This is a genomic window from Halopseudomonas sp., from assembly GCF_036961105.1.
GTDB lineage: Bacteria > Pseudomonadota > Gammaproteobacteria > Pseudomonadales > Pseudomonadaceae > Halopseudomonas.
In genome coordinates this window covers 32,735-49,546 of record NZ_JBALWW010000015.1, presented here as the reverse complement: position 1 = coordinate 49,546, position 16,812 = coordinate 32,735, and the positions used below count along the sequence as shown (strand labels likewise).

Annotated in this window: 14 protein-coding genes; 7 read left to right on the top strand and 7 right to left on the bottom strand. The window is 62.1% G+C overall.

Annotated features, from left to right (window positions below; all coding sequences use genetic code 11):
• Positions 1 to 6: 6 nt before the first annotated feature.
• The 4 genes from trkA to def are packed head-to-tail and all read right to left on the bottom strand — an operon-like array spanning position 7 to position 4,228.
• Positions 7 to 1,380 carry a Trk system potassium transporter TrkA gene (gene trkA / locus V7756_RS14000; protein WP_335610807.1) on the bottom strand — a complete coding sequence of 458 codons (1,374 nt, stop codon included), beginning with the start codon at positions 1,378 to 1,380 and terminating at the stop codon, positions 7 to 9.
• Positions 1,377 to 2,711, bottom strand: coding sequence for a 16S rRNA (cytosine(967)-C(5))-methyltransferase RsmB (gene rsmB / locus V7756_RS13995; protein WP_335610806.1), 1,335 nt, complete (start codon positions 2,709 to 2,711; stop codon positions 1,377 to 1,379). Before rsmB ends, trkA begins: the two co-directional genes overlap by 4 nt.
• Positions 2,708 to 3,661 carry a methionyl-tRNA formyltransferase gene (gene fmt / locus V7756_RS13990; RefSeq protein ID WP_335610805.1) on the bottom strand — a complete coding sequence of 318 codons (954 nt, stop codon included), beginning with the start codon at positions 3,659 to 3,661 and terminating at the stop codon, positions 2,708 to 2,710. The genes rsmB and fmt overlap by 4 nt, the downstream gene beginning before the upstream one ends.
• A 54-nt stretch (positions 3,662 to 3,715) precedes the next feature.
• Positions 3,716 to 4,228: a peptide deformylase gene (gene def, locus V7756_RS13985; RefSeq protein WP_335610804.1), complete on the bottom strand. Its 513-nt coding sequence runs from the start codon at positions 4,226 to 4,228 to the stop codon at positions 3,716 to 3,718.
• Between the two features lie 139 nt (positions 4,229 to 4,367).
• On the opposite strand from def, the gene V7756_RS13980 reads away from it, so the two are divergent.
• The 5 genes from V7756_RS13980 to aroE all read left to right on the top strand — a co-directional run bounded on the left by V7756_RS13980 (position 4,368) and on the right by aroE (position 8,964).
• Positions 4,368 to 5,393, top strand: coding sequence for a LysM peptidoglycan-binding domain-containing protein (locus tag V7756_RS13980; RefSeq protein ID WP_335610803.1), 1,026 nt, complete (start codon positions 4,368 to 4,370; stop codon positions 5,391 to 5,393).
• Positions 5,394 to 5,456: 63 nt separating this feature from the next.
• Positions 5,457 to 6,566, top strand: coding sequence for a DNA-processing protein DprA (gene dprA, locus V7756_RS13975; RefSeq protein WP_335610802.1), 1,110 nt, complete (start codon positions 5,457 to 5,459; stop codon positions 6,564 to 6,566).
• Between the two features lie 54 nt (positions 6,567 to 6,620).
• Entirely contained in the window at positions 6,621 to 7,178 is a 558-nt protein-coding gene (locus V7756_RS13970; protein ID WP_335610801.1) for an L-threonylcarbamoyladenylate synthase, read from the top strand.
• A gap of 68 nt (positions 7,179 to 7,246) precedes the next feature.
• Positions 7,247 to 8,152, top strand: a complete 906-nt coding sequence (gene hemF, locus V7756_RS13965) for an oxygen-dependent coproporphyrinogen oxidase (RefSeq protein ID WP_335610840.1) — start codon at positions 7,247 to 7,249, stop codon at positions 8,150 to 8,152.
• Positions 8,152 to 8,964 (top strand): shikimate dehydrogenase, encoded by an 813-nt coding sequence (aroE, locus tag V7756_RS13960; protein WP_335610800.1) that lies wholly within the window; start codon positions 8,152 to 8,154, stop codon positions 8,962 to 8,964. The genes hemF and aroE overlap by 1 nt, the downstream gene beginning before the upstream one ends.
• 1 nt (position 8,965) lies before the next feature.
• Here aroE and V7756_RS13955 read toward each other — a convergent pair whose 3' ends face one another.
• The 3 genes from V7756_RS13955 to V7756_RS13945 all read right to left on the bottom strand — a co-directional run bounded on the left by V7756_RS13955 (position 8,966) and on the right by V7756_RS13945 (position 14,163).
• Positions 8,966 to 9,901 (bottom strand): pirin family protein, encoded by a 936-nt coding sequence (locus V7756_RS13955; protein WP_335610799.1) that lies wholly within the window; start codon positions 9,899 to 9,901, stop codon positions 8,966 to 8,968.
• Between the two features lie 135 nt (positions 9,902 to 10,036).
• On the bottom strand, positions 10,037 to 13,108 hold the full coding sequence (locus V7756_RS13950; protein WP_335610798.1) for an efflux RND transporter permease subunit: 3,072 nt from the start codon (positions 13,106 to 13,108) through the stop codon (positions 10,037 to 10,039).
• On the bottom strand, positions 13,108 to 14,163 hold the full coding sequence (locus V7756_RS13945; RefSeq protein WP_335610797.1) for an efflux RND transporter periplasmic adaptor subunit: 1,056 nt from the start codon (positions 14,161 to 14,163) through the stop codon (positions 13,108 to 13,110). The genes V7756_RS13950 and V7756_RS13945 overlap by 1 nt, the downstream gene beginning before the upstream one ends.
• A gap of 256 nt (positions 14,164 to 14,419) precedes the next feature.
• Here V7756_RS13945 and V7756_RS13940 point away from each other — a divergent pair, with 256 nt between their 5' ends.
• Positions 14,420 to 15,469: an MBL fold metallo-hydrolase gene (locus V7756_RS13940; RefSeq protein ID WP_335610796.1), complete on the top strand. Its 1,050-nt coding sequence runs from the start codon at positions 14,420 to 14,422 to the stop codon at positions 15,467 to 15,469.
• 259 nt (positions 15,470 to 15,728) lie between these two features.
• The gene (locus tag V7756_RS13935) at positions 15,729 to 16,799 is read left to right on the top strand and encodes a BMP family ABC transporter substrate-binding protein (protein ID WP_335610795.1); all 1,071 of its coding nucleotides are present in this window, start codon (positions 15,729 to 15,731) and stop codon (positions 16,797 to 16,799) included.
• The last annotated feature ends 13 nt before the right edge of the window (positions 16,800 to 16,812 follow it).

Sequence of the window (16,812 nt, the reverse complement as noted above, 5' to 3'; positions counted from 1 at the left end):
TTTGCCTCAGAAGAAAGTCAGACCGACCTGGAACAGGCGCTCGACGTCGCGAATGTGTTTTTTGTCGATCACGAAGAGGATGACATGGTCATCCGATTCGATCACCGTGGAGTCGTGGGCGATCAATACTTCTTCGTCGCGCACTATCGCGCCTATGGTGGTACCTGGCGGCAGGTCGATCTGCCCTATCGCCTTGCCCACCACCTTGGATGAGCGCGCGTCGCCGTGGGCTACCGCCTCGATGGCTTCGGCCGCGCCGCGGCGTAGTGAGTAGACATTGACGATGTCGCCCCGGCGCACGTGGGTCAGCAGCGTGCCTATGGTGGTCTGCGAGGGGGAGATGGCAATATCGATCTCGCCGCCCTGCACCAGATCGACGTAGGCCGGGTTGTTGATCAGCGTCAGCACCTTGCGCGCGCCCAGACGCTTGGCCAGCATCGACGACATGATGTTGGCTTCGTCGTCGTTGGTCACGGCGCAGAAAATGTCGACTTCCTCGATATTCTCTTCGATCAGCAGCTCGCGGTCCGACGCGCTGCCATGCAGTACCACGGCGCGGTCGAGGTTCTGCGACAGGTAGTCGGCGCGCACCTTGCTGGCCTCGATGATCTTCACCTGATACCGGCTTTCGATGGCTTCGGCCAGGCGCTCACCGATGTTGCCGCCGCCGGCAATAATCACCCGCTTGTGGGTTTTTTCCACGCGGCGCAACTCGCTCATGACCGCGCGAATGTCGCGGGTCGCGGCGATGAAGAACACCTCGTCATCGGCCTCGATGATGGTGTCGCCCTTGGGAATAATCGGCCGGTCCTTGCGGAAGATCGCCGCCACCCGGGTATCCACGCCCGGCATGTGCTGGCGCAGAAAGCGCAGTTCCTGACCGACCAATGGGCCGCCATAGTAGGCGCGCACCGCGACCAGCTGCACCTTGCCCTCGGCAAAGTCGAGCACCTGCAGCGCGCCGGGGTGTTCGATCAGGCGCTTGATATAGTTGGTGACCACCTGCTCGGGGCTGATGAGCACATCAATTGGAACGGCTTCATTGTGGAACAGGCCGCCGCGCGTGAGATAGGCCGATTCGCGCACCCGGGCGATCTTGGTCGGTGTGCGGAACAGCGTGTAGGCCACCTGGCAGGCGATCATGTTGGTCTCATCGCTGCTGGTCACCGCGATCAGCATGTCGGCGTCGTCGGCACCGGCCTGGCGCAGCACGGTCGGAAAGGAACCCTTGCCTTGCACCGTTCGAATATCCAGGCGGTCGCCGAGTTCGCGCAGGCGCACGGTATCGGTATCGATCACGGTAATGTCGTTGGCTTCACTGGCCAGCTGCGCGGCCAGACTGCCGCCTACCTGGCCGGCGCCGAGAATGATGATCTTCATTGTGCAGACTCCTGTTCGCGCGAAACCGGCGTGGCGGACAGTTTGACCAGCTTGGCCAGATAAAATCCGTCGTGCCCGCCGTCCTGCGGCAGTAACTGCCGACCACAGGGCTGCGCGATACCGTACTCGGCGGCAAAGTCCAGCGCGCGCGCGCCGGACTGGCGTGCGAGAAAAGCCTCTATCACCTTGGTGTTCTCCTCGGGTAACACAGAGCAGGTGGCATAAACCAGAATCCCGCCCACAGCCAATGTCTGCCACAGTTGGTCTAGCATTTCGCCCTGCAGCGCGGCCAACGCGGCAATATCGGCCGCCTTGCGGGTCAGCTTGATATCCGGATGGCGCCGAATGACGCCGGTGGCGGAACAGGGCGCGTCCAGCAGGATACGCTGGAATGGTTTCCCATCCCACCAGAGGGCCAGTTCACGCGCATCCGCTGCCTTCAGCGTAGCCTGTAATTGCAGACGCTCGAGATTCTCGGCTACGCGTTTGAGGCGTTGCGGCTCCAGATCCAGAGCTATCAGCTCGGCCAGACCCGGCTGTTGTTCGAGTATCTGGCAGGTCTTGCCACCGGGTGCACAGCAGGCATCCAGCACCCGCTGACCGGGCTGCAGCTCAAGCAGCGGCGCGGCCAACTGGGCTGCCTCATCCTGCACGCTGACCAGCCCGGCAGCGAAGCCCGGCAGCTGTTGTACATCGCACGCCTGGTCGAGCTGAATACCCACCGAGCTGTACTGACAGGCACTCGCGGCTATGCCGGCGGCCTGCAACTGCTGCAGATAGTCGGCGCGGCTGAGCTGGCGCGGATTGACGCGCAGCGTCATCGGCGGGTGCAGGTTGTTGGCCTGAGTAATATTTTCGAGTTGATCGGGCCAGGCGCGTTGCAGGCGCTTGAACAGCCAGCCGGGATGCGAAACCCGCTGCGATGGAGACTGATCGACGCTGGTCAGCAGCGCATCACCCTCGCGTTGAACACGGCGCAGCACGGCATTGAGCATGCCTTTGGCCCAGGCCTTGTTCATTTCGCTGGCCACCTCCACGGTAGCCGCGATGGCGGCGTGGGTCGGTATGCGCAGATACAGCAATTGATATAGCCCCACCAGCAACAGCGCCTGCAAATCGAGATCGGCCGCTTTCATCGGCTTGTTGAGCAGGTCGCGGGTGAGTGCACCCAGGCGGGTGTGCCAGCGGGCCGTGCCAAAGGCGAGCTCCTGCACCAGGGCATGATCGCGCGGAGCGACTTCCTGCAGCTGTCTGGGCAGGCTGCTGCCCAGTGAAGCCTTGCCGGCCATGACCGCGGCCAGGGCGCGCGCGGCCGCCAGGCGTGGGCTCACAGGCCGTTACCCAGCAACAGGCCGGGCGCAAACTGCTCCCGGCGGGCATTGTACAGATCGCTAAAGGCCAGGGGCTTGCCGCCGGGCAGCTGCAGCCGGGTGAGCAACAGCGCGCCCTGACCGCAGGCCACCAGCAGCCCTTCTTTGGTGCAGTTCAGCACCTGTCCTGGATTACCGCTGCCGCTGGCCGGTTGCGCCGCCCAGACCTTCAGCGGCTGACCATCGAGGCTGGCGTGCGCCAGTGGCCAGGGATTGAATGCACGTATCAGACAGTCCAGCTCGCTGGCCGGTCGCTGCCAGTCGATGGCGGCAGCCTGCTTGTTCAGCTTGTGCGCGTAAGTCGCCAGCGCATCGTCCTGCAGCTCGCCCTGCAGGGTGCCGGCAGCCAGCCCGGCAATTGCCTGCAATACCGCCGGCGGCCCCAGGTCGGCCAGGCGGTCGTGCAGGCTGCCGCCCGTGTCTGTGTTGCTGATGGGGGTGGCAACCTTGAGCAGCATGGGGCCGGTATCCAGCCCTGCTTCCATCTGCATCACGGTTACCCCGGACTCGCTGTCTCCGGCCTCGATGGCGCGCTGGATGGGCGCTGCGCCACGCCAGCGTGGCAGCAAAGAGGCGTGACTATTGATACAGCCCAGGCGCGGTATGTCGAGCACCGCCTGCGGCAATATCAACCCGTAGGCGACCACCACCATCAGATCCGGCTGCAGCGCCGCCAATGCTGCCTGGGCTTCTGCGCTGCGCAGTTTCTCCGGCTGGTAGACCGGTAACTGGTGCTGCAACGCCAGTTTTTTTACCGCGCTCATGGCCAGCTTCTGACCGCGCCCGGCTGGGCGATCCGGCTGGGTGTAAACGCCCACGAGATTGTGTCCGGCATCAATCAGCGCCTGCAGATGAGCGGCGGCGAATTCGGGAGTGCCAGCGAAGAGAATGCGCAGATCGGTCGACTTCATGAGCTTCCGTAAAGAAAAGGCTTGCCGAAGCAAGCCTTGATGATCAGGTCCGGTTCAGGCGCTGGCCTGACTGCGGTGAATTTTTTCCAGCTTCTTGCGAATCCGGTCGCGTTTGAGGTTGGACAGGTAATCGACAAACAGCTTGCCGTTGAGATGATCGCATTCGTGCTGAATGCACACTGCCAACAAACCCTCGTAGATTTCATCGAAGGGCTTGCCATCCCGGTCCAGCGCCTTGACGCGCACGCGCTCGGGGCGGGTCACGTTCTCATAGAAGCCCGGCACCGACAAACAACCTTCCTGCATTTCTTCCAGGTCTTCGGTCAGCGGTTCCAGTTCCGGATTGATGAACACCCGCGGCTCGCTGCGATCTTCGGACAGATCAATCACCACCACGCGTTCATGCACGTTCACCTGCGTGGCGGCCAGACCTATGCCGGGCGCCTCGTACATGGTTTCGAACATGTCGTCGACCAGTTGCTGGATGCGGGCATCCACGCTGGCCACCGGTTTGGCGATGGTACGCAGCCGCGGGTCGGGAAATTCAAGGATGTTCAGTATGGCCATATCGGTTTGTGATGCTTTATGTGGAACAAATCTAATTTGTGCTGCTAAGATGATGAGCAGCTTGGAATAAAGCGGGTCTAGCGTGTGGGAGCACGTGCCAGGCCTAAGTGCTGGCCTCTATAATAAAGGGATTCGTGTCATGAGGAAAACATTACTCGGCCTCCTGTTGCTCGCAGCGAGCGTTTGGGTACAGGCTCAGGAGCCTGTTTTTAAGGAAAATCACCCAGATACATACACGGTGGTTAGGGGAGACACACTATGGGACATCTCGGGACGGTTCCTCAGTTTGCCATGGAAGTGGCCGGAAATCTGGCACGCCAATCCGCAAATCGATAACCCGCATCTGATCTATCCCGGCGACATCATTTCACTGGTTTACATCGACGGTCAGCCCAGACTGATGGTCAACCGTGGCAATGGCGGCAAGATCAAACTGTCACCGCAGGCGCGAGTGCGCCCGATCGCCGAGGCGATCCCGACCATTCCGCTGGATGCCATCAACTCCTTCCTGCGTGCCGGCCGAGTGATCAATGATCCCTCCGAGATCGAGAATGCCCCCTATGTAGTGGGCGGTGCGGCAGAAAGCGTGGTATCAGGTGCCGGTAGCAAGGTCTACGCCCGTGGCGATTTCTCCGCCAACGTGCCGGCCTATGAAATTTACCGTCGCGGCAAGGCTTACACCAATCCGGAAACCGGCGAACTGCTGGGGATCCATCTGCAGGAAGTGGGCAATGGCAACGTCGCGGCCATCAATGATGATATCGCCACGCTGAACATTACCCGCAGCCGTCAGGAGATTCTGGTCGATGACCGTCTGCTGGAGTCGGAAGAGCGCTCGGTCGCTTCTACCTTCTTCCCCAGCGAGCCGAGCCAGCAGATCAACGGCCTGATCATGGACGTGCCTAACGGCGTAACCCAGATTGGTCAGTATGATGTCGTGCTGCTCGACAAGGGCGCCCGCGAAGGTCTGATCGAAGGTAACGTGCTGGCCATCTACAAGACTGGCGAAGTGGTACGTGACCGGGTACAGAACGAGCGCATCCAGTTGCCAGCCGAACGCGCCGGTCTGCTGATGGTGTTCCGTGTGTACGACAAGATGAGCTATGGCATCGTGCTTAACGCGACCCGCCAGATGGCGATTCTCGACCAGGTACGCAACCCCTGAGTTGAACGCTGTTCAAGGCCGCCGCAAGGCGGCCTTGTTGTTTCTGTAGATCAAGGATGATGTATGTTTCCCGACCTGTCCGATTCACGGCAGGCCTGGTTGGCGCTGACGCTGCTCGACGGCGTAGGCCCCCGTTTTATCCAGCGTCTGTTGCAGGAATTTACCGCACCGCAACACTTCCTCAATGCCGATCCCGCCCATCTGCGCGCGCTGGGAGTGGCTCCGCGCATACTCGACAGTCTTGCCGCATTGCATCGGCGTGATTCCGCGCTGCTGTCGCAGTTCGAGTTGCTGCTGGACTGGCAGGCGCAGCCCGGCCAGCAGATTGTCTACCTCGACGAAAACGACTACCCCGCCCAGCTGCGGCAGATTGCCGACCCGCCGGCGCTGTTGTTCCTGCGCGGCGATCCGGCTGTGCTGTACGACCCGCAGATCGCCATGGTCGGCACCCGGCATCCCAGCCCGCTGGGCGCCGAAACCGCACACGCCTTCGCCCGCGAGTTCAGCCGCTGTGGTATGAATGTCACCAGCGGTATGGCCCTGGGGATTGATGGCGCCTGCCACCGGGGCGCGCTTGCCGCGGGCGGCCAGACCATAGCGGTGTGGGGTACCGGGCTGGATCGCTGTTACCCGGCGCGGCATCGCAAGCTGGCCGAGCAGATTGTTGAGCAGGGCGGCGCGCTGGTGTCGGAAATGCGGCCCGATATGGGGCCTCAGCCGGGGCAGTTTCCGCGCCGCAACCGCATTATCAGCGGCCTCTCGCTGGGCACTCTGGTTGTGGAGGCCAGCCTCAACAGCGGCTCGCTGATTACCGCGCGCCTGGCGTTGGAGCAGAATCGCGAGGTGTTTGCCATGCCGGGCTCCATTCACAACGTGCAGGCTCGCGGCTGCCACCGGTTGCTGCGCGAAGGTGCCTGCCTGGTGGAAAGCGTGCAGGACGTACTGGACGTGCTCAAGTTGCCGTTGCAGGCGGTCTTGCAGCAGGACGCGAGGACTGACCCCGGGCCGGATTCACCGCTGTGGCGCTGGCTTGGCTTTGATCCGGTGAGTCCGGACTGGCTGGCGCAGCGCAGTGGCTTGGCGATACCGGAGGTGATGCAGGCGCTGCTGGATCTTGAACTTGAGGGCCTGGTGTTGAACAGTACGCAGGGATTTTGCCGCGCGCGGCCTTGAGCCGCAGCTCGGGCTCCGCTACTGTCGCAGGCATCGACCTTCCGAGGAGCTTTCATGCTGGCACACTGGCGCACTACCCGTCTCAACTCGCTACTGCAGGCCGGCGGCGTGATTGCCTACCCCACCGAGGCTGTCTGGGGGCTGGGTTGCAACCCCTGGGTGGGCTCTGCGGTAGAGCGGCTGTTGCTGATCAAGCAGCGTCCAGTTGCCAAGGGCCTGATTCTGGTGGCTGGGGATATAGAGCAATTCGATTTTCTGCTCTGGGACCTGCCGGATGCGCAACTGGCCAAATTGCGTTTGTCCTGGCCGGGCGCCAATACCTGGCTGGTCCCGCATCATGGCCGCCTGCCAGCCTGGATCACCGGTCAGCATGACACTGTGGCGCTGCGGGTCAGCACTCATCCGGTGATCCGCCAACTCTGTGCGCTGGCCGGTCCGCTGGTATCCACCTCGGCCAATCCGGCCGGCCATGAGCCGGCGCGCAGTCGGTTGCGTGTGGCGCAGTATTTTCACGGCGAGCTGGACGCTGTGGTGCCCGGCGCCTTGGGTGGTCAGCGCAATCCCAGTATCATTCGTGACCTGCGTACGGAAAAAGTCATACGCGCGTCCTGAAGCGCCGCCAGCCTGCCAGCCAGAAAGAGAGAATTTGTGTGAAACACGATCTTCCCACCGCCGCCGATGTGGCCGCAGTCAAAGACTATCTGATGGACCTGCAGGATCGTATCTGCGCCGCGCTGGAAGCAGCGGATGGCCAGGCACGCTTTGCCGAGGACAGCTGGCAGCGGCCGGGTGGCGGTGGCGGGCGTTCGCGCATCATCGAGAACGGCGGGCTGCTGGAAAAGGGCGGCGTGGGTTTTTCGCACGTATTTGGCGAGGGCATGCCGCCCTCTGCCACTGCGCATCGACCTGAACTGGCCGGCCGGCATTTTCAGGCCATGGGGGTGTCGCTGGTGATGCACCCGGAGAATCCCTTTGTGCCGACCTCGCACGCCAACGTGCGCTTCTTCATTGCCGAGAAAGACGATGCTGATCCGGTCTGGTGGTTTGGCGGCGGTTTTGATCTGACCCCCTATTACGCCAATGAGGCAGATTGTGTGCATTGGCACCGGGTCGCGCGCGATGCCTGTGCGCCCTTTGGCGAGGATGTCTACCCGCGCTACAAAAAGTGGTGTGACGAGTATTTCCATATCAAGCACCGCAACGAGGCGCGGGGTATTGGCGGTCTGTTCTTCGATGACCTTAACGATTGGGGTTTCGAGCGCAGTTTCGCCTTTCAGCGCGCCATTGGTGACGCCTATCTCGAGGCGTATCTGCCGATCATCGAGCGGCGCCGTGGGCAGGCTTACAATGCCCAACAGAAGGCGTTTCAGGAGTACCGGCGCGGGCGCTACGTGGAGTTCAATCTGGTCTATGACCGCGGCACGCTGTTCGGTCTGCAGACGGGCGGCCGCACCGAGTCCATCCTCATGTCGCTGCCGCCGACGGTGCGCTGGGGTTACAACTGGCAAGCTGAACCGGGCACGCCTGAAGCCGAGCTGGCCGAACGCTTCCTCGTCCCGCGGGATTGGCTGGCAGGAGAAAGCTGATGGATCACTACGCAGTGGTCGGCAATCCGATCGAACACAGCAAATCGCCGTTGATTCACGCCATGTTTGCCGAGCAGACCGGTCAGCAGCTGGAATACGGCAAGCTGCTGGCGCCGTTGGATGGCTTTGCCGCGACCGTGCAGGACTTCCTGCGGCGCGGTCGCGGCGTCAACGTGACCCTGCCCTTCAAGGAACAGGCCTGGGCCTTGGTCGATGCGCACTCCGCTGCAGCCGAACGCGCCGGGGCGGTCAACACCATAATGCGTCGCGACGACGGCAGCCTGCTGGGCGACAACACCGACGGCAAGGGCCTGGTGCGCGATATTGAAGTAAACGCCGGACTTTCCCTGGCCGGTCTGAATGTGCTGCTGGTAGGGGCTGGCGGCGCAGCACGGGGCGTCATTCAGCCGTTGCTGGCGGCGGGCCCGGCGCATCTGTGCGTGATCAACCGCACGGTGAGCAAGGCCGAAGAGCTGGCAGCGCTGTTTGTCGATCAGGGGCCGATTGCCGCCGCCGGACTGCAATGGCTGGTAGAACCTGTGGATCTGATCATCAACGCCACCTCCGCCAGTCTGGCCGGTGACCTGCCGGCGATACCCGAGAGTCTGATCCGCCCGGGCCACACCTGGTGCTACGACATGATGTATGCCAGCGGCGAGACCGTCTTCAACCAATGGGCGTGTGAACAGGGCGCGGCCCGCTGCATCGACGGCTTGGGCATGCTGGTTGAGCAGGCGGCCGAAGCCTTTGCGCTGTGGCGCGGCGTACGGCCCGAAACCGCCCCGGTGCTGGCATGGCTACGCCAGGCTTGATTCAGACGCGCCAGGGCAGTGCTGGCGCCGGCAGGGGCTGGCCGGAATAGCCGGGCACCGTACCGAAGCGCGCATCGCCGGCCTGCCAGTCGCGCCAGGCCTGGGCAATATGCGCTTTGCTGTAGCCGACGAAATTCCAGAACATCAGAATCTCCGCATCCAGCGGTTCGCCGCCCAGCAGTATGGCGCGGCAACCGGGTGCCAGCTGTAGTTTCAGCTGGTCGTGACCACAGCCGAGATAGCCCAGCTCGTTCTCACTGAAGACTTCGGTGCCGATGCTCAGTTCGCCCTCCAGCAGCAGAATGCCGTGCTCGAACTGCGGGTTCAGATTCAGTTGCAGGGTGCCGCCTTGCTGCGTCGCCAGATCAACTGCCATCAGCGGTGAATGCACCTGCACCGGTGAGGTGTGCCCGGCGTACTCACCTACCAGCAGGCTGTGCTCTACCCCTTCGACTGTCCAGCGCGGCAGCTCCGGGTAGTGGGCAAAGGCCGGTGCGCAATCGGCCAGGGTTTGCGGCAACGCTATCCACAGCTGGGCGGCATGCAGTTGCTGGCTATCCGGCATGGAGTCTTCGGTATGCGCAATCCCACGCCCGGCAGTCATCAGGTTGACCTCGCCGGGGCGAATAACCTGCTGATTGCCCAGGCTGTCGCGGTGCATTACCTCCCCCGCAATCATCCAGGTAAAGGTCTGCAGGCAAGTGTGCGGGTGGGCTCCTACGTGCATGCCCTCGCCAGCAGCAAAGCGCGCCGGCCCGGCGTGGTCAAGAAAGCACCAGGCGCCTATGAGGCGGCGCTGGCGCGTAGGCAATACCCGATTGACCGGCAGCGTGCCGCCGATCTCGGCACTGCGCGCGGCCACGCGCTGGATGCTGGGGACGGTGTCGCTGCAGTCTGTGGATGACGAAAGCTGACTGCTCGTTTCCTGGTTGCTCATGGCGCGCATCCCTGATGGCTGAGGACAGTGACGGATAGCCAAGTATTACCCTGTGCCCTGCTCATCCGCAAAGCAATAATGTACCTGTGCCCTGCCCCCTGGCTGTCATCCCGGGCGGGCACCGCAGTCGGCTGTTCAAGCCGCGCCCTCGCGAGGCGGGTCAATGCGATACACCATGCTGTACAGCAGCGGCAGTATCACCAGTGTCAGCAGGGTAGCGAAGCCCAGGCCGAACATGATCACCACCGCCATGCTCTGGAAGAAGGCATCGGTTAGTAGTGGCGCCATACCGAGTATGGTGGTCAGCGCGGCCATGGCGACCGGACGTACGCGGCTGATGGCAGCGGTGACCAGCGCGCTGTAGGCATCCTTGCCACTGTCGCTCTGCAGCCCTATCTCGTCCACCAGGACGATGCCGTTCTTCACCAGCATGCCGCTCAGACTCAGAAAACCCAGCAGCGCCATGAAGCCGAAGGGAATGCCGGTGAGCAGAAAGCCACAGGTTACGCCAATGACCGCCAGCGGCACTGTGGCCCAGATAATGGCCGCGCGCTTGATCGAATCGAACAACAGCACCGTGATCAGGAACATCGCCAGATAGCCCAGCGGCAGGCTGCCAAATACCGCCTTCTGCGCGTCTCTGGAGCTTTCAAATTCGCCGCCCCACTCCAGGTGATAGCCGCGAGGCAGTTCAATCGCCTCGATCTTCGGGCGCAGGCGGCTGAACAGCTCGGTGGCGGTCTGCTCGCTGGTGATGCTGGGGTCGGCCTGTACCGTGAGCGTACGCTTGCGGTCCTCGCGCATGATCAGCGGATCTTCCCACTCGGTAATGAAGCCGCTGACCACCTGCTCCACTGGAATATAGGTGCTGCGGGCACTGCTCCAGACCAGCAGATCGTTTAGCGTACCTGCGTCCAGGCGCTCGTCGTCCGGCGTGCGCGCTACTATTGGCAGCATGCGCGTGCCGTCGCGGTACAGGCCCACGTTCAGGCCACTGAAGTTCATTTTCAGTAAGGTATCCAGGTCGCGTTTGTCGACCCCCAGCTCGCGCGCCTGGGCCTCGACGAACTGCGGCCGGACCAGCTTGGTGCGTTCGCGCCAGTCGTGCATTACAGCGTCGCTCACCGGGTCGGCGCGCATGATGGCGATGGCCTCTGCACCCAGGCGGCGCAGTACCGCTGGGTCTGGCCCGGTAAAGCGCGCTTCGATCTTGCTGTCGCTGCCCGGCCCCAGCATCAGTTGCTTGAGCTTGACCCGGGCGGTGGGGTGCTGGCGTTTGAAGTAGGTATCCAGTTCGGCGATCAACGGCTCTATTTGTTCGCGCTCTTCGGTACGCACCAGCAGTTGCGCGTAGTTGGCGTGCAAGCGCTGGGGGAAATAGGTGAGGATGAAGCGCAGCGCGCCCTGGCCGATGGTGGAGGTCACCGCGGTAACCCCGGGCTGCTCGAGCACGTATTGATCTGCCTCGGCCGTCACCCGTTCGGTATAGCGCACATCGCTGCCCTTGGGCAGCCAGATGTCGACAAAGAACATGGGCGTATTGGACGGCGGAAAGAAGCTCTGGCGTACCAGGCTGAAGCCATATACCGAGGCGCCCAGCAGGGCTACCAGCACCACCAGCGTCAGTCCCCGGTGGCGCAGCGCGCTGCCCAGCAGCCGGCGATACAGGGTGAAGATCAGCCCCTTGTAGGGATCTTGTTCGCTGGCCGTATCGTCGCCCTGGGGCAGGTCGCGAAAAAACAGGCTGGCAAAAAACGGCGTCAGGGTGATGGCGGTGATCCAGCTCAGCAGCAGCGAAATCAGCAACACCTGAAACAGCGAAAGGCAATACTCGCCGGTGGCATCGTCGGACAGGCCTATGGGCGCAAAGGCAATGATGGCGATGGCGGTGGCGCCCAGCAGCGGCAGTTTGGTCTGTTGCACTATGTCGCGGGCCGATTGCAGGGTGCTCTGGCCACGCTGCCGGCCCACCAGGATACCTTCGACGATGACAATGGCGTTGTCGACCAGCATCCCCAGGGCAATGACCAGGGCGCCGAGTGAAATACGCTGCAGTTCGATCCCCAGCAGCTGCATGAAGATGAAGGTACCCAGCACGGTCAGCGCCAGGACCAGGCCGATGAGCAAACCGCTGCGCAAGCCCATGAAAATCAGCAGCACACCAATCACGATAGCCACTGAGATAACGAAATTGAGCACAAAGCCGCTGACCGAGGCTTCTACCTCATGGGCCTGATTGTAGAAGGTATCGACCCGCATGCCGGCCGGGCGATCATTGTCCAGTTCCGCCAGCCGTGCGGTCACGGCGTTGCCCACGTCCACGACGTTGACGTGGTTGGCAAAGGACACCCCCAGACCCAGAGCGGGATGCCCCTGGGATCGGTACAGATTGCTTGGCTCTTCGGCAAAGCCGCGGCTGACGGTGGCAATATCGCCCAGATAAACCCGGCGTGAGCTGCCGGGCTCGCTGATGATCAGGCGCTCCAGTTCGCGCACATCCTGAAACTCGCCGGTGGGATGCAGGCGTATGGACTCGCTGCCGACCAGCATCTTGCCGGCATCGGAGACCACGTTCTGACGGCTGAGCAGGTCATACAGGCGTTGCGGGGCAATGCTCAGTGCGGTCATTTGCGCACGCGATATCTCCACATGCACCTGTTCCTGGGGTACGCCGGCCAAGGTCACCTTGCCTACGCCTTGCACCAGTACCAGCTCGCGGCGCAGGTAATCGGCGAAGTCACGCAGCTCGCGGTAGCGGTAGCCTTCGCCGCTGACCATCAGGAAGATGCCATAGACGTCGCCAAAATCGTCCCTGACCTGGGGCTCTTCCACACCCGGCGGCAAGTTGGGGCGCAGGTCGTTGATGCGCCGCCGCAGCTCGTCCCAGATCTGTGGCAGCTGATCGGGGCCGTACTGGCTCTGCACCTCGACAGTAATCTGCGATAGCCCGGCGCTGCTGATGGAGGTGATCTTGTCGATATAGGCCAGTTGCTGAATGGCATTTTCCAGCGGGTAGGTCAGCTCTTCTTCCACCTGCTCGGGCGAGGCGCCCGGATAAGGGGTGACGACCATGGCCATCTTCAGGGTAAAGGCCGGGTCTTCAAGGCGTCCCAGTTCGACAAAGGCGATGGCGCCGCCAATACCCATGATCAGGGCCACCAGCCAGCTGGTGACCTTGTGCTTGATAAAGTAGCCGGCAATATCCATTACAGGCCCCGCTCACGCACCCAGGGCCGCACGCGCTGACCGGCCTGCAGCTCGGCGCCACCGGCGGCGACGATCTGCTCGCCGGGCTTGAGGCCCGCGGTAACTTCGATGCCATCGTGCGTCAGGCGGCCTACTTCTACCTCGCGCGCCACCACCTGGAGCTCACCTTCGATCTCTTCGGTTACCCACACCTGCTGTTGGTCGCGCGCCTCGGAATCGGGGCTGAATACCGCCTCGACCGGCACCACCAGCGGCAGCTCGCCCTGTCGGCTGAGCAGCGCAAAGTCGATCACCACTGTGGCGCTCATGCCGGGCAGCAGCACCGCGCCCTCGGGCATCGGCATGCTCAGGGTGACGTCATAGGTGAGGGTTTTCGGGTCTGGCTGACTGGCGTGCTCCTTGTAAATGGCCTCGACCAGCTCGCTGTCGTTGTGGTCCAGTCTCACGCGGGGGTGAATGTCGGCGGGAACCAGGTCACGGCGTAGCCGCGACAGCAGGCTCTCCGGCACCTGAAAAACCACGTCCATCCGGTCACGGGCATAAAGCGTGGCGATCGGCTGATTGGGTTGCACTACCTGGTATTGCTCCACGTGGGTGCGCGCAATGATGCCGTCGAACGGGGCGTGTAGCTGGGTATAGGCCAGCTCCTGCCGGGCCAGATTCAGCGCCGCTTCGGCCGAATTGAACTGAGCCTTGCGCTGATCATATTCAGCGCGTGACACCATCTGTTTCTCCAGCAACTGTTGCATGCGCGCGAACTGGCTCTGGGTGAGGTCATAGTTGGCCTGGCGATCGCTGAGCTTGAGCTTGTAGTCGGTGTCGTCCAGTTGGGCAATCAACTCGCCCTTCTTCACTTCCTGGCCTTCCAGCACTGTCAGCGCTTGCAGCTCACCGCCCAGACGAAACGACAGCTCGGCCTGTTCCGGCGCCTTCAGCCGGGCGGGAAACTCGCGCACGCGCTGACTGCTGGGGTCGGCTACGGTAAACAGCTTGACGGGCCGGGCCTGGATCGCGGCGGTCTCGGGTTCATCCGAGCAGCCACCGAGCAAAGTCATGGCGAGGGCAGCGAGAAGGGTAAGAGAAGCAAGCTGAGCGGCACGAACCATATGAGACCTGTGTGTTGTTGGGCTGGGGCGGCAGCCAAGAGTATAGGGAAAATGATGACAAATGGCAGGATCGCGTTCGCGAACTGACTGCGTAATGCCGCTGTCCCCGCGTTGCCGCAACGCTTGCCAGCATTGTGTTAACAATATACATTTATATATATTATCTATTTGTGATTCATTGTTCATTGGCCCTTGGAGATCTCCCATGATTTTTCGCCAATTGTTTGATGCTGCGTCTTCTACCTATACCTACCTGTTGGCAGATGCGAACAGTATGGAGGCCCTGCTGATCGACCCGGTTTTCGAGCAGACTCAGCGGGATCTGTCGCTCATCCGCGAACTTGGCCTGCAGCTCAAGCTGGTGGTGGATACGCATGCCCACGCCGACCACATTACCGCAGCCTGGTTGCTCAAGCAGAAAACCGGTTGCCGGATTGCCAGCGCCGCGGTGCTCAATGCCGAGCATCTTGACCTGCCATTGCATCACGGTGACCTCTTCGGCGTGGCGGGAGTCAGCCTGGAGGCGCGGGCCACGCCGGGACACACTGCGGGTTGCATGAGTTATGTGTTGGCTGACCATTCCAGGGTATTCACCGGTGACGCCTTGCTTATCCGCGGTTGTGGGCGCAGTGACTTTCAGCAAGGCAGTCCGTCGACACTCTTTCATTCCATCACCGAGCAGTTGTTCAGCCTGCCGGATGAATGTGAGGTTTATCCGGCGCACGACTACCACGGTCGTACCCGTAGCAGTATCGGCGAAGAACGACGCTACAACGCACGGGTGGGCGGAAGCGCCAATGAGACCGACTTTGTCGGTTACATGCAGGCCATGAATCTGCCCCACCCGAAGAAGATGGACGAAGCCGTGCCAGCGAATCTTCGCAGCGGCTGCCCTGCCGATGGACGTCTGCCGCCGGAACCGGACTGGGCGGAGGATCTGCTGATCACTTACGCCGGCGTCCCCGAGATTGGCGCCGATTGGCTGTTGCAACATGCGAACGAGGTCACGCTGCTGGACGTGCGCCATGAGGGCGAAGTGATCCCCGGCGAATTGCCGGCGCCGCTCGGTGCAGCCTGTCGCATTCCGCTGGATCAACTGCGCCAACGCCTGGATGAAATCCCTGCGGGCGCGCCGGTGATAACTCTGTGTCGCTCCGGGCGACGCTCGGCGCTGGCCGCTACCATCCTTCGCGAACAGGGTGTTGAGCGCGTGGCCAGTCTGCGCGGCGGGCTGTTGCCGCTGGCCCATGGCTGACCGTAGCAGTGCATGTCCGCCTGGTGCGCACTAGAATGGTGCTTGGCGGCAGCGCGCTTGCTGGTTGGATGATAAGCCAGGCTGCCAGCGGCCGGCTCTTCGACAGGGCTCAGCGCGCACCGCCTCGCCGGTATCAGGGCAGGATGGACTTTTTTGTCATTTCCTGAACAAATGGCCAGCTTTTTGCTGCAAGCTTGCATCCGCCGCGCTCATCGCAAGCGTGGCGGTCGCCGATAACTAGATCCCAGGAGAAGTACCCATGAGTTTGAAACGCACTCTCGCTCTGGCCGCCGCACTGGTGCTGCCGCTGCAGGTAACGGCAGCGGAAGACCCCTTGAAGGTCGGTTTTGTCTATGTTGGTCCCATTGGGGACCATGGCTGGAGCTATCAGCACGATCAGGGCCGCAAGGAGCTGGAAGCCCACTTCGGTGACAAGGTGCAGACCACCTACGTCGAGAACGTGAATGAGGGTGCTGACGCCGAACGTACCATCCGCCGTCTGGCCCAGGCCGGCAACGACGTTATCTTCACCACCTCATTCGGCTTCATGAACGCCACCGCGCGCGTAGCTGCCGATTATCCCGACAAGACCTTCATGCACGCTACCGGTTACAAGCGGGCTGATAATCTGGGCACCTATCTGTCGGTGACCTATGAAGGCCGTTACGTTACCGGTACCGCCGCCGGCATGGTAACCAAGAGCAACACCATTGGCTATATCGCCTCCTTCCCCATTCCCGAAGTGATCCGCGACATCAACGCCACCTTCCTGGGTGCCCGCGCCGTCAACCCGGATGTGGAAATGAAAGTCGTGTGGGTCAACACCTGGTTTGATCCGGCCAAGGAAGCCGATGCCGCCAACACCCTTATGGATCAGGGCGTGGACGTGATCGTTCAGCACACCGACAGCCCGGCGCCGCTGCTGGCAGCGCAGAAGCGCGGGGTGTGGGGCGTAGGTCAGGCCTCCGACATGAGCCACTTTGCGCCGGATGCGCACCTGCTGTCGGTGGTCAACGACTGGGGCCCTTATTACATCAAGAGTGTGCAGGCCGTTATGGATGGTGACTGGGAGTCAGCCGACTACTGGGGCGGCATCAGCGATGACGTGATCAAGATCGCTGCCATCAGCGACAAGCTGAGCGCCGAGCAGCGCAGCAAGATCGACAGCGTGATTGCCTCGATCCGCAGCGGCGAATTCCATCCCTTTACCGGCCCGATCAAGGATCAGAGCGGCAAGGTTCGCGTGGCCGAGGGTGTGGAAATGACCCACGAAGAGCTGGCTGGCATGAACTGGTATGTGGAAGGCATGACGGCCACTATTCCGCAATAATTCAGCGGCAAGC